The organism is Streptomyces sp. NBC_00236 (assembly GCF_036195045.1).
GTDB lineage: Bacteria > Actinomycetota > Actinomycetes > Streptomycetales > Streptomycetaceae > Streptomyces.
The window spans coordinates 2,418,343-2,431,252 of the sequence record NZ_CP108100.1 but is presented as its reverse complement, the minus strand read 5'-3'; the positions used below and the strand labels follow the sequence as shown (position 1 = coordinate 2,431,252).

12 protein-coding genes are annotated in these 12,910 nt (G+C 71.0%); 5 read left to right on the top strand and 7 right to left on the bottom strand.

Annotation, left to right across the window (positions count from 1 at the left end; all coding sequences use genetic code 11):
• Window positions 1–24 precede the first annotated feature (24 nt).
• The 4 genes from OG446_RS10860 (at window position 25) to OG446_RS10845 (ending at window position 4,016) form a co-directional block, all read left to right on the top strand.
• On the top strand, window positions 25–555 hold the full coding sequence (locus OG446_RS10860; RefSeq protein ID WP_328893832.1) for a helix-turn-helix transcriptional regulator: 531 nt from the start codon (window positions 25–27) through the stop codon (window positions 553–555).
• On the top strand, window positions 539–1,774 hold the full coding sequence (locus tag OG446_RS10855) for a tyrosine-type recombinase/integrase (protein ID WP_328893831.1): 1,236 nt from the start codon (window positions 539–541) through the stop codon (window positions 1,772–1,774). Before OG446_RS10860 ends, OG446_RS10855 begins: the two co-directional genes overlap by 17 nt.
• Window positions 1,775–2,413: 639 nt before the next feature.
• A complete protein-coding gene (locus tag OG446_RS10850) occupies window positions 2,414–3,430 on the top strand; it encodes an ArsR/SmtB family transcription factor (RefSeq protein ID WP_328893830.1) in 1,017 nt (338 codons plus the stop codon).
• A 166-nt stretch (window positions 3,431–3,596) separates the two neighbouring features.
• A complete protein-coding gene (locus OG446_RS10845) occupies window positions 3,597–4,016 on the top strand; it encodes a VOC family protein (RefSeq protein ID WP_328893829.1) in 420 nt (139 codons plus the stop codon).
• Between the two features lie 57 nt (window positions 4,017–4,073).
• Here the strand turns inward: OG446_RS10845 and OG446_RS10840 are convergent, their stop codons facing one another.
• The 4 genes from OG446_RS10840 to OG446_RS10825 all read right to left on the bottom strand — a co-directional run bounded on the left by OG446_RS10840 (window position 4,074) and on the right by OG446_RS10825 (window position 9,538).
• Window positions 4,074–5,240, bottom strand: coding sequence for an alkaline phosphatase PhoX (locus OG446_RS10840; protein WP_328893828.1), 1,167 nt, complete (start codon window positions 5,238–5,240; stop codon window positions 4,074–4,076).
• A gap of 116 nt (window positions 5,241–5,356) precedes the next feature.
• A complete protein-coding gene (nirD, locus tag OG446_RS10835) occupies window positions 5,357–5,728 on the bottom strand; it encodes a nitrite reductase small subunit NirD (RefSeq protein WP_328893827.1) in 372 nt (123 codons plus the stop codon).
• The gene (nirB, locus tag OG446_RS10830; RefSeq protein ID WP_328893826.1) at window positions 5,728–8,322 is read right to left on the bottom strand and encodes a nitrite reductase large subunit NirB; all 2,595 of its coding nucleotides are present in this window, start codon (window positions 8,320–8,322) and stop codon (window positions 5,728–5,730) included. Before nirB ends, nirD begins: the two co-directional genes overlap by 1 nt.
• A gap of 1 nt (window position 8,323) precedes the next feature.
• Window positions 8,324–9,538, bottom strand: a complete 1,215-nt coding sequence (locus OG446_RS10825) for an NAD(P)/FAD-dependent oxidoreductase (protein WP_328893825.1) — start codon at window positions 9,536–9,538, stop codon at window positions 8,324–8,326.
• A 182-nt stretch (window positions 9,539–9,720) separates the two neighbouring features.
• Here OG446_RS10825 and OG446_RS10820 point away from each other — a divergent pair, with 182 nt between their 5' ends.
• Complete coding sequence (locus tag OG446_RS10820) at window positions 9,721–10,509, top strand: sulfite exporter TauE/SafE family protein (RefSeq protein WP_328893824.1); 789 nt, start codon at window positions 9,721–9,723, stop codon at window positions 10,507–10,509.
• Between the two features lie 15 nt (window positions 10,510–10,524).
• Here the strand turns inward: OG446_RS10820 and OG446_RS10815 are convergent, their stop codons facing one another.
• From OG446_RS10815 to OG446_RS10805, 3 genes are all read right to left on the bottom strand, one after another.
• A complete protein-coding gene (locus tag OG446_RS10815; RefSeq protein WP_328893823.1) occupies window positions 10,525–11,148 on the bottom strand; it encodes a class F sortase in 624 nt (207 codons plus the stop codon).
• Between the two features lie 93 nt (window positions 11,149–11,241).
• Window positions 11,242–12,036 carry a hypothetical protein gene (locus tag OG446_RS10810; RefSeq protein ID WP_328898540.1) on the bottom strand — a complete coding sequence of 265 codons (795 nt, stop codon included), beginning with the start codon at window positions 12,034–12,036 and terminating at the stop codon, window positions 11,242–11,244.
• Between the two features lie 405 nt (window positions 12,037–12,441).
• Window positions 12,442–12,903, bottom strand: a complete 462-nt coding sequence (locus tag OG446_RS10805; protein ID WP_328898265.1) for a DUF5990 family protein — start codon at window positions 12,901–12,903, stop codon at window positions 12,442–12,444.
• Window positions 12,904–12,910: the final 7 nt, after the last annotated feature.

Genomic DNA, 12,910 nt, shown 5'->3' with positions numbered 1-12,910 from the left:
TTGTCCGACCAAGGAATCGACCCGATGCGGACGGTGGCCCTCAGGGTCTCTGAGCTGCGCAAGCGTAAGGGGCTCACAGCGGCGGAGGTGGGTCAGAAAATGAAGGATGAAGGCTTCAAGTGGGACCGGTTCACGGTCTCGAACCTGGAGAAGGGGAAGCGTCAGAACGTCACCCTCACTGAGTGGTTGGCACTGGCCTACGTCTTGGACGTGTCCCCTCTGCACCTTCTCGTACCGCTCACAGAGGTTGAGTACAACGTCACTCCGGATCGGGCGCTGCCGACCGCTCGGGTTCGGTCCTGGGTGCGAGGTGAAGTGCCTCTTCCTGGGACTGATCAGCGGATTTTCCGTACCGAGGCGCCGGAAGCCGAGTGGAGCGACCCTGACCTACCGGAGCAGGCGCAAGGGGAGAACGAGGCGTCCCGGCACCTCATGGCGGGCGTGGCGGCGGCCCGCCATGCCGAACTCTCCGAAGATCAGGTGGTCGATTGGATCCGGCGGGCCTGGCGCTTGTCGGACGCGTTGGAGGGTGGCCCCGATGGCGAAGGTGTATGACCGGTGGCATCTGTCTCGTCCGCCGGCTGACGCTGAGCGGTGCGAGGAGCACAGCACCAAGACGGCTGATGTGTACCCGGGGGCGGATCATGGTCAGGGGAAGCGCTGGCAGGTCCGCTACCGAGACCTGTCGGGCAAGCAGTGCAAGGAGAACTTCGACAAGCGCACGGCCGCGGACTCTCGCGCCGCGAAGGTGAAGGCCGAACTCGATGGCGGCACGTTCGTCAACCGGGAGCTCGGCAAGCAGACCTTCAGGGCTATTGCGGAGCGCTGGCAGGGAACGGCTGTGCACCGGGAGCGGACCGAGACGAACGTCGAGCGGGCGCTGCGGCTGCACATCTTCCCGACGTTCGGGAACCGGCGGATTGGCAGCATCCAGAGCGCGGACGGTCGGGCATGGATCAAGGATCGGTCGGCGGCCATCTCCCCATCAACGTTCGCCACCCCCTGGAACGTGTGCACCAGCATCCTGAAGATGGCGCACCAGGAAGGGATCATCCCGAAGTACCCGTGGGAGGGACTCAAGCCACCAGAGGTGTTCTATCCGGAGATCCACCCACTTCACCCGGATGCGGTGAAGGCGCTGATCGTCACGGCGAACCCGCGGTACCGGGCGTTGGTGCGCCAGGCCGCGTCGACGGGGCTCCGTCAGGGGGAGCTGTTCGGGCTGGAGGACGCGGAGCCGGCGGCGACGGTGACCGTAGAGCAGCAGCTGATCGGCCCCGACAAGGGTGTGCCGTACTTGGGTGAGCCGAAGACCAAGCAGAGCTACCGGGCGGTTCCTCAGGGGGCGTCTGTCGTCGACGAGATCAAGCGGCACCGCGCGGAGTTCCCCCCACAGGTGGTTCACATCGAGGACCGGACGAACCCCCGGAAGCCCGTATGGCGCCATGCCCGACTGCTGTACACCAGCGAGACCAACGGGGCCATTCGGCGCGGGAGTTGGGCCAAGGTGTGGGCAACCAACGTCCGTCGGGCGAATGCCTACTTGGAGAAGTCGGGCAGCAAGGTGCGCGTTCCAAAGGATACGACCCTGCATGACCTGAGGCACTTCTATGCGTCGGTGCTCATCAAGAACGGGGCAACTCCGAAGCAGGTGCAGATGCGGCTTGGTCACGCTAAGCCATCGATCACCCTGAACGTCTACACGCATTTGTGGGAGGCGGAGGAGGACCGCACTGCCGACATGATGGAAGCGGCCCTGGCGGATGTGCCCTGACGGTGCCCTGGCGGCATGAAAAATGGCCCGCGTCCCAGGTCAGGACGCTGGCCATACACCCTGTGCGGGGGTGCCGCCGCCTTGTCATGCGTGGGCTCAGGGCTGTCCCGCAATGCCTGGCGGGCGCGCGACGCCGGCTACGGCACCTCGCCGCGTTGACGAAACGCCCGAATACATCCAGTATGCGGGCGCCTCTCCGCCTTGCGATGCACCGCATCTGACGCCGCGCGCTGATCCACCAGGAATTGCGGGACAGCCCTTCGGCCAGGGCTCCCATGGAATGCGAGCGCTTTCTGTAATGCCCGCGTCACTTCATTGCTTCGTTTAATGCGCAAAGAGATGGGCCGGAACGGGACCGGGGTGCGGTCCATGGATCCCCATCCACGGACCGCACCCGGCTTACCCCCGTCGAGTACGGAGCCGCACCGTCGCCAACCGCCGCCGAACGAGCAAAACCCCCCACGGCCTTCACTCGCTCTTCCGGTGGCTTCGGAATCGCACCCGACGTCGTACAGCCTTTCGGGTGACGGTGGGTCGGGGCGAGACGTTTCACCTCTGGCCGAAACCCCGTGGTGACGTGTAGTAACTCTTCGCATACTCTGACGTGGGGGCAATTGCAGATGCAAGGGGTGGGGTTCGGTGTTGCGTATCCATGTCTCCGGGTGGGACCTTTCCAAGGTGCGGATGGCCACCGGGCCGGACGCATTATGGGAGACCATTCTCAGCTTTCACCGGCTGAGGGACCGGCGGGCTTCCACGGTGTTCGGGAAATGGCGCGCGGAAGCGCGACCGCGGTTGAATGGTGAAGTACGTCTGCTGTCTGCCGTGGTTCCACCGCGCGGCTATTTCCCGGACTTCCTGACGCCTTCTCGGGAAGGCGCCGAACCGATGGACTTCACCACGGGAATGGAGGCCCTGCGCGACACCCCGCCCGAGCGGCTGCGGGCCGAACTGGCGGTGCTCGGCGCCCAGGCGGCGGCCGGCGGCCGCGGTGCGGCCCGGCAGGCGGTCCGGCCCGTGGCGCTGGACGCGCTGGGCGAGGGCCGGGCGGAGCCCCTGGGCCGGCTCATCGGCGTGCTGCGCGCCTACCACCGGGCCGCCGTCGAGCCGTACTGGCCGCACATCCAGGCCAGCGTCGAGGCCGACCGTGCCCTCCGAGGCCGCGCACTCCTGGACGGCGGCGCCGAAGAGCTGCTCGCCTCGCTCCCGCCGGTGATCCGCTGGCGGGCACCCGTACTGGAGGCGGACTACCCGGTCGACCGGGAGCTCCACCTGGACGGCCGCGGCCTGCTCCTCCAGCCGTCGTTCTTCTGCCGCGGCACCCCGGTCGTCTACCGCGACCCGCTGCTCCCTCCGGTGCTCGTCTACCCCGTCACCCATGCCGCCGCCCCGGTCTTCGCCGAACCGGGTCCCTGGCTCGGCCGGCTGCTCGGGAACACCCGCTCGACGGTCCTGCGGGTCATAGGCGACGGCTGCACGACCAGTGAACTCGCCCGCCGGGCCGGCGTGTCCCTCGCCTCGGCCAGCCAGCACGCATGTGTGCTGCGCGAGGCGGGCCTGGTCCACACCCTGCGCCACGGCAGCTCGGTCCTGCACACGCTCACCCCGCTGGGCGGCTCGCTGCTGCGGGGCGGTGCACCGGTCACCGTGTCCTGAGCCGCTCCCGCCTCCGGCCCTGGTGCGGCGGGTGAGGTTTTCCGTCCGGTGCCGTGCGGAAAGGATTTTTCGTCCGGCGCCGATGAGTTCCCGGCGGGCCCGGCGTCTACCTGTCATCACGCGTTCGAGCAACGCACCGGGACACCACCGAGAGAGCGAGACGGCCATGCCTCAGATGATCTTCGTGAACCTGCCGGTCAAGGACCTGGAGACGACCAAGGGCTTCTTCGGCAAGCTGGGTTACTCCTTCAACCCCCAGTTCAGCGACGAGCACACCGCCTGTCTCGTCATCAGTGACACGATCTTCGCCATGCTCCTGGAGGAGCCGCGCTTCAAGGACTTCACCAAGAAGGAGATCACGGACGCCTCGACACACACCGAGGTGATCCTGGCGCTGAGCGCCGAGAGCCGCGAGAAGGTGGACGAGCTGGTGGACACCGCGCTCGCCTCCGGCGGATCGCCCGCCAACGAGACCCAGGACCTCGGCTTCATGTACGGCCGCTCCTTCCAGGACCCGGACCACCACATCTGGGAGGTCATCTGGATGGACCCGGCGGCCGTCGAGGCCGGCGGCCAGCCGGCCTGATGGCGGGGGCGGCAGCCGCGCGGCGCCGGTGAGGGCGCCACGCGGCCGGGGTCCCGCTCAGCCGCGGAACGGCCCCGTGACCTCGTACGTGATGCCGCCGGAGGAGCTTCCGCTCGTCCCGCGCTGCGAGGAGAAGTAGAGCCGGGTGCCGTCCGGGGAGAACGCCGGTCCGGTGATCTCCGAGCCGGACTGGCCGCTGATCCGCAGGAACGGGGCGACGGTGTCGTCCGGGGTGATCAGACAGATCTCCATGTTTCCGCCGTCCTCGGCGACGTACAGGTCACCCGACGCGGACCGGGTGACGTTGTCGACGCCCGTGAGCGGGGCGCTGCCACCGGTGACCAGGGAGTCGTCGTAGGCGAGCGAGATGCTGGACGCGTTCGCGTCGTACGCCCACACCCGGTTGTCGCCCTTCGTGGTGAACCAGCAGGTGCCCGCCGCGTAGAAGCAGCCCTCGCCGCCGTTGAACACCTTGGCGCCGGAGACCTGGTAGCGGGTCAGGGTGGGCGAGCCGTCAGGGTCGGGGACCGTTGCCCAGGTCACCGGGCCCGAGGTGCCGGTGCCCGCCACCAGGACCTGGAGGGTGCCGGAGGACAGGTTGCCCCAGGTGGTGGGGCGGAAGCGGTAGAAGCGGCCGTCCGTCTCGTCCTCGGTGAGGTAGACGTACCCGTGGTCCGGGTCGGCCGCCGCGGCCTCGTGCTTGAAGCGGCCCAGCGCCGGGCGCTGCACGGCGGCGTTCACGCCCCACGGGTCCGTCTCGTAGACGAATCCGCGGCTGACCTCCTCGCAGGACAGCCAGGTGTTCCACGGGGTGCGGCCGCCCGCGCAGTTGTTGTTGGTGCCGGACAGGATCCGGTAGGCGGAGGTGACGGTTCCGGAGGAGTTGAAGCGCACCGCGCTCGCCCCGCCGCCGCTGCCCGATGAGACCTCGGCGTTGGAGACGTAGATCCAGCCGCTGCCGTCGGCGAACGTGGCGCCCCCGTCGGGCGCGCTGTGCCAGGCGTACGAGGTGCCGGCGACGGTCTGCCCCGAGCGGGCGATGATTCTGCTGGTGAAGCCGCTCGGCAGCAGGATGCCGTTGCCGTTGGCGGCCTGCAGCGCGCCGTACGGGCCGGTGGCCGGCTGGGCGGGGCCGGCGAAGGCGGCACCCCGCCACAGGGTGCCGCCGAAGGCCGCCGCCGAGCCGCCGACAACCGCTGTGCGCAAGAAGGTCCGACGTTCCACGATCACTCCACGGGTGACGTGAGGGCCCGCCGGTCCGGTCGTCCCGGCGGGTCGAACGTCAGGACAGTAGAGGGACGCAGTTGACGGAGCGTCAACGCACGGTGAACGGGCCGCGATCAGTCCGCGCGGACTGCGAAGACCGGCACCGAGACCTCGTCGTCGTCCAGGCAGGCACCCGTCGCCAGGTCGAAGCGCTGCTTCAGGAGCGGCGAGGCGACGAACGGTTGCCCGCCCTCCGAACCGACCAGCCCGCGCGACAGGACGTACGCACCGGTGAACGGGTCGCGGTTGTCGATCGCGTACGTGCGTCCCGCCCGGTCCACGAACAGCGCGACCTGCCGGCCGTCCGGGAGGAGCGCGGCGACTCCGCGGCCGGGCGTCAGCAGCGAGCGGTCGCAGACCGTGAACCAGTCGTCCCCGGCGGCGAGCCGGATGACCCCGGTGTCCTGCGCGGCTTCCATCGTCCCGTTCATCGTCTGGGTCGTCATCAGGAGGCGGTCCCTTCAAGAGTGCGGATGGCGAGAACCGGGCCCGCGAGGATGTCCAGGTCGGGCTTGACCTGGTCGCGTTCCGGGACGAACTTCACCGACGGGTCGGGTGCGTCGGGTGCGTTGACGAAGGTGACGAAGCGGCGCAGCCGCTCCGGGTCGTTGATGGTCTCGGCCCACTCGTCGCGGTAGCCGCGGACGTGGTCGGCCATCAGCCGCTCCAGCTCGTCGCAGAGCCCCAGCGAGTCGTGGACGACGACGTCCCGTACGTGCTCCAGGCCGCCCTCGATCCGGTCCAGCCAGGTCGAGGTGCGCTCCAGCCGGTCCGCGGTGCGGATGTAGAACATCAGGAACCGGTCGATGAGGCGGACCAGTTCGGCGTCGGACATGTCCTGGGCGAGCAGGTCCGCGTGGCGCGGGGTGGCGCCGCCGTTGCCGCCCACGTACAGGTTCCAGCCGCCCGCCGTGGCGATGATCCCGAAGTCCTTGCCGCGCGCCTCGGCGCATTCGCGGGCGCATCCGGAGACCGCCGACTTCAGCTTGTGCGGGGAGCGCAGGCCCCGGTAGCGCAGCTCCAGGTCGATCGCCATCTTCACGGAGTCCTGCACGCCGTAGCGGCACCAGGTCTGCCCCACACAGGACTTGACCGTCCGCAGCGACTTCCCGTACGCGTGCCCCGACTCGAAGCCCGCGTCGACCAGCCGGGTCCAGATCAGCGGCAGCTGGTCGACGCGGGCGCCGAACAGGTCGATCCGCTGACCACCGGTGATCTTGGTGTAGAGGCCGAAGTCCCGGGCCACCTCACCGATCACGATCAGCTTCTCCGGAGTGATCTCACCGCCGGGGATGCGCGGCACGATCGAGTACGAACCGTTGCGCTGGAGGTTGGCCAGGAAGTGGTCGTTGGTGTCCTGGAGGGCGGCCTGCTCACCGTCCAGGACATAGCCGCTCGCGCCGACCGTCGGCGCCAGCGAGGCGATGATCGAGCCGACCGTGGGCTTGCAGACCTCGCAGCCCTCACCCCCGCGCGCCGCCTCACGGCCGTGCGAGTCGAGCAGCTCGGCGTACGACGTGATCTCCAGGGTGCGGACGATCTCGTACAGCTCGCTGCGGGTGTACGAGAAGCACCCGCACAGGCCCCGGTCCTGGCTCTGCGGGAGCAGCTGGCCGATGACCTTGACGCAACTGCCGCAGCCGGTACCGGCCTTGGTGCACTTCTTCACCTCGGGCAGCGTGGTGTGCTCGCAGATCGCGCCCTTGGTGACGTTGTGGCAGGAGCAGATCACGGCCTCGTCGGGCAGCGAGGAGGGGCCGAGGGTCACCGGGCCGCCCGCGCCGGCCGGAAGCACCAGCTGCTCGGGGGCGACCGGCAGGACCGTGCCCGTCATCGGGCGCAGCGTGCCGTACTGGTCGGCGTCCCCGACGAGCACCCCGCCGAGCAGCGTGCCGTCCTGGCCGATCACCAGCTTCTTGTAGACGCCGGAGCGGGAGTCCGCGTACACGACGTCCAGGCAGCCCTCGGAGGTGCCGTGGGCGTCACCGAAGGACGCCACGTCCACACCGAGCAGCTTCAGCTTCGTCGACAGGTCGGCGCCGGTGAACGACGCCTCCTTGCCCGCGATCACCTCGGCGGCCGTCTGCGCCATCTCGTAGCCGGGCGCCACCAGGCCGTACACCCGGCCGTCGGAGGCGAGCGCGCACTCGCCGATCGCGAAGACCGCCGGGTCGGAGGTGCGGCACTCCTCGTCGACGATGATGCCGCCGCGCTGCCCGACCGCGAGACCGCAGTCCCGGGCCAGCTGGTCGCGGGGCCTGACACCGGCCGAGAAGACCACCAGGTCCGTGGCGAGCGAGGAGCCGTCGGAGAGCGACATCCCGTTCACGGAGCCGTCCTCGCCGGCGGTGACCTCCTGGGTGCCGACGCCCGTGTGGACGGTCAGGCCCATGTTCTCGATGGTGCGCAGCAGCGCCGCGCCGCCGCCCTCGTCGACCTGGACGGGCATCAGCCGGGGCGCGAACTCCACCACGTGGGTGTCGAGTCCGAGGCCCTTCAGCGCGCCCGCCGCCTCCAGTCCGAGGAGCCCGCCGCCGACGACCGCGCCGGTCGTCGCCGTCCTCGCGTACTCCTCGATCGCGAGGAGGTCCTCGATCGTGCGGTAGACGAAACAGCCCTCGGTGTCCTTGCCCGGGACGGGCGGGACGAACGGGTAGGAGCCGGTGGCCAGCACCAGGGTGTCGTAACGGAAGGTCTCGCCGGAGCGGCCGGTGACCGTGCGCGCCTCGCGGTCCAGCGACTCGGCGGGGTCACCGATCCGCAGCTCGAAGCCGTGCCGCTCCATGAAGCCCTGCTCGACCAGCGACAGGTCCTCGGGCGTCTTCCCCGAGAAGTACGAGGTCAGCTGCACCCGGTCGTAGGCGGGGCGGGGCTCCTCGCACAGGACGACGACGCGGGCGGTGCCGGCGGTGGCCGTCAGCCCGCGGTCGGCGAGGGCCTCCAGGAACCGCTGGCCGACCATTCCGTGCCCGACGACCACGATGGTCGGCACGGCTGCTGCGGTGGAGGTGTGGGCGGTCGGGAAAGTGGACACCGGCATCTCAGAAGCCTCCGTCGTTGGTGAGCAGGTGGAGCAGGGACGTTTCGGCGGGGAGCGGTGCGTCGTCCTGCCAGGTGCGGGCCAGGGTGCCGACCGCGGCGAGATCGCCGAGCAGCACACCGCCGGCCAGCCGGTCGCCGCGGACGACGACGGTGCGGTACGCGCCCCGGGTGGCGTCCGCCAGCCGGATCACGTCGTCGCCGGGCAGCGGCCGGGAGTCGCCGAAGGCGGCGAGGTCGAGCGATGCCGTACCGGGATCGGCCGGGCCGTTGAGCGTCAGCCGGGTCAGGGCCCGGGTGCCTTCGTAACGCGCCGGCCGGCCCGCCAGGACCTCGGCGAGCACATCGGCCTGCTCCAGCGCCGGGCCCGCGAGCCCGTACACGGTGGAGCGGTGCTCGGCGCAGTCGCCCACGGCGTGGACGTACGGGTCGGAGGTCCGCAGCTCGTCATCGACGACGACGCCCTTGCGGACCTCCAGACCGGCCGCCTGCGCGAGGCCCGTCCGGGGACGCACCCCGCAGGCCAGCACGGTGATCTCGGCCGCCAGCTCGTAACCGTCGGCCAGTTCCACGGCCCGGACCGCACCATCGGCGCAGCGCAGCCCGCGGACCCGGCACTCGGTGTGCACCTCGACGCCGAGGGACTCCAGGTGGCTTCGCAGCAACCCGGCCGACTCCGCGTCCAGCTGCCGCTCCATGAGGTGCTCGCCCTGCTGGGCCAGCACCACCTGGGCTCCGCACTCGGCCAGCGCCCGGGCCGCCGACACGCCCAGGAGGCCGCCGCCGATGACGACCGCGCTCACCCCCGGCCGCACCGAGGCGCGCAGCGCCATGCAGTCGTCGAGGGTGCGGAAGGCGTGCACCCCGTCCGGCATCGTGTTGCCGAGCCCGCGCAGCGGCGGCAGTACCGGATTGGATCCGGTCGCCAGCACCAGCCGCCCGTAGTGCACGACGCTTCCGTCGTTGCAGTGCACCAGCCGGTCGTCCCGGTCGATCCGCACCACCCGCACCCCGCGCCTGACCTCGGCCGGGGGAAGGGCGATCACGTCCGCCGGATAACGCCCGGCCAGCACCTCGGCCAGCAGCACCCGGTTGTAGGGGGCGTGCGACTCCTCGCCGATGACGGTGACATCGGGCACCCGGGCGGCCAGGCGTGCGCCCGCCATCCCGGCGCCGATCACCACCACCCGCGCCGTGTTCTCCGTCCGTGTCCTCATGACAGGAAGCGTGACCGGGGGGTGTTACCCGTCCGGATCCCCTCTGTTTCCCGGGAGGAACCTTGCGCTCAGCGTCCGCGGAACGTGCCTGTGAGGGCCGCTGACGGCCCCGAGCTCAGAATTGGCTCAAGAATTCCGGGATGGTTGGACGGGACACGTACCGTTTCCCTAGGGTCGCGATCATGCCTGACATCACCCTGACCACCCTCGTCGTGCTCTGCCTCGCCGCAGCCGCGGCCGGCTGGATCGACGCCGTGGTCGGGGGCGGCGGACTCCTGCTGCTGCCCGCGCTGCTGCTCGGACTGCCGCACGTCCCGGCCGCCCAGATCCTCGGCACGAACAAGGCCGTCGCGATCGTCGGCACCTCGGGCGCCGCCGTCACCTATGTGCGCAAGGCGCCCGTGAGGGTCGGCACGGCGCTGCGGATCGGTCTTGCGGCGCTCGCCGGATCGATGACCGGTGCCTTCTTCGCCGCCGGGATCAGCAGCGAGGTGCTGCGCCCGGTGATCATGGTGGTGCTGGTGGCCGTCGCCGCGTTCGTGATGCTGCGGCCCCAGTTCGGCCGGTCCGCCGAGGACGGCACGGCGCCCCGGGTGACCCGGGCCCGCACCGTCACCGCGATCGTCCTGGTGGGCGGCGGCATCGGCCTGTACGACGGGCTGTTCGGACCGGGCACCGGCACCTTCCTCGTGCTGGCGCTCACGGCGGTGCTCCACCTCGACCTGGTGACGGCCTCCGCCACCGCCAAGATCGTCAACGTCTGCACCAACGGCGGGGCCCTGGCGATGTTTGCGTACCAGGGCAACGTGATGTGGCAGCTGGCCGCGCTGATGGCGGTGTTCAACCTGGCGGGCGGCCTGTTCGGGGCGCGGATGGCGCTGCGCAAGGGCAGCGAGTTCGTCCGCGGGGTGCTGCTGGTGGTGGTCTTCTCGCTGGTCGCGAAGCTCGCCTTCGACCAGTGGCAGGCCTGAGCGCGGCAGGGCTTCTCAGCGCACCCCGGTGAGATGGGCGTACGCCACCACGTTGCCCTCGTAGCCGGTCGACGGCGAGTACCCGCCGCCGCAGGTGATCAGGCGCAGCGAGGCGTGCTCCGAGGCCCCGTACACCCGCCGGTCGGGGAAGTCCTCGTTCTCGTACACCTCGATCGCGTCGACCGAGAAGACGGCGGTGCGGCCGTCCTGGCGGAGCACCTCGACGGTGCTGCCCTTCTTCATCGACCCCAGGTCGTAGAAGACGGACGGGCCCTCGGCGTTGTCGACGTGACCGGCGACGATCGCGGTGCCCTTGGCGCCGGGCGGCGGGCCGCCCTCGTACCAGCCGACGATGTCGGTGTTCCCGGCCGGAGGTACGTCGAGGCTGCCGTCCGCTCGGAGTCCGAGCCGCATCATCGGGGCGTCGACCCGGATGCCCGGAATCGTGATGCGGACGGGCGCGGAGGGCCGCAGCGGGTCGGCGACCGGTGATCCGGGCAGCAGTCCGGGACCGGCGGCGAAGGCGTCGGCGGAGGCCGGGGCCGGTGGGGTCAGCCGGGTGTCGGCGCCGTTCCGGATCAGCCAGAGGCCGGCCAGCGCCGCCACGACGAGCAGCCAGCCCTTGGCCTTCCTGGTCACGGTCGTCCTCCGGGGGAGAGGGAAGGGTTCCGTCCCGGTGGCGCGGGGCCACCGGGACGGAAACCTGGCGGTACGGAGAGGTGGAAGTCTCCGTCAGCTGCCGTCCTGCGTGCCGCTCGCCCGGCGACGCAGGAGCCAGGCTCCGCCTACGGCGGTCGCGGCGAGTACGCCGGCTCCCGCCGCGATCTGGGTGGTGTCCGGCCCGACGCTGCCGCCGACACCGGTCTTCACATGCCCCGTGGGGGCGGTGGGCGCGGCCGAGGTGCGGTGGCCGGAGGGGGTCTCGTATCCGCCGCTCTCGTGTCCCGAGGGGGTCGGGCGCGGGGTCGGGCGCGCGGTGGGCGTGGAGCGTCCGGGGAGTGCGGGGGCGTCCGGCACGAGGGCCGCTCCGGAGGCCTCGGCCTCGTCGAGCCCGGTGGTGTCGTACTCCTCGGAGTCGTACAGGTCGGAGGGCAGACCGGCACCGGCGGGGGAGTCCTCCTCGGAGGACACCGCGGCACCCTCCTTGCCCGCGGTGCCCGCGGCCTTCACCTCGATCTCCCCGGTGGCCCGCTTGCCGTTCTCGCAGGCCACGTCGATGCTGTACGGCCCAGGCTCGATCGTGCCCGGCACCTGGAACGAACCGGCCAGGACCTCCTTGAGGGTGGCCGGTGCCAGCGCGAACTCGGAGGCGTCCAGGGCGCTGGCGTCACCGGTGGCGCCGGTGTCGCTGCCGCAGGCGGTGGTGTTCACGGTGACCGTGGACCCCGGGGCGGCACTCGCCGGCGTGATCTCCAATGGCCCGAGCTCATCCCCGTACGCGGACGGGGCGGCGGCGCTGAGGCCGAGCGCGGCAGCGGCGAGGGCCGCGGCGGCGGTGCCGGTCACGAGGCGAGCAGGACTGCGCATGGGGGGTTCCTCCGAGCGGGGACGGCGCGGGCTGGTGTGTCCTGGGTCCGAGCTAACGGCCCTCCCGCCATCCATGCCTGCTGACACCGAGTCAGCATTCACCCGTCCGGACCGGCACCGCCTCCTTGCCACCGCCCATGCGCGCAGGTCACAGCGGTGATGGTGGGGCGGGGAGTCCGTCCTTCGGTGCCCGGTGCCGATCGGGTGATGCCCGCCGATGCGAAAGTGGCGTACGTCACATGCATGACCCGGGTGTCCGCGGGCACACGCTGCACACCCCCCACGGGACGGTTGCGCACGACCGCCCCGGCCACCGCCTTCACCGGGCCCACCCCCCCTGGGCCCGGTGGGGGCGGTTTCCTGTGCGGTCGGGCGCCCCTCGGCCGGGTGCGGCGGCGGGCACCCTCAGCCGGGCGCGGTGGCGGACCAGGTGATGACGGGCGGCCGGACCCTCGCGCAGAGCGGCTGCCCCTGGGCGTCGGACAGCGGCAGCCGTGCGGTGAGGTGCCCGGAGCGCACGGCCGCTTCGAGGGTGTCCCCGTCGATGTCGGCGAACATCAGCTTGGCCCGCCGGAACATGGAGAACAGCCCGTCGCCGTCGACCGTGCCCCACGACAGGTAGACGAACCGCCCGCCGAGCCGGTTCTGCACGTACGGCCCGCTCACCTCGATGCCGACCGGGCCGGTGGCGGTGGTGCAGTCCAGGGTCCAGTGGGCGGCGGGGGCGTCGCCGGGGTGCAGCCCGAGGAGTTCATCGGGCCGGTCCTTGCGCTGGACGCCCACGTGGATGTTCTCGCGGCCGGCGAAGTCGCCGCCGGGCTCGCAGTCGCGGCCGGGCAGGCGGGAGCCCTCGATGTGGATCTGCATGCGGGAC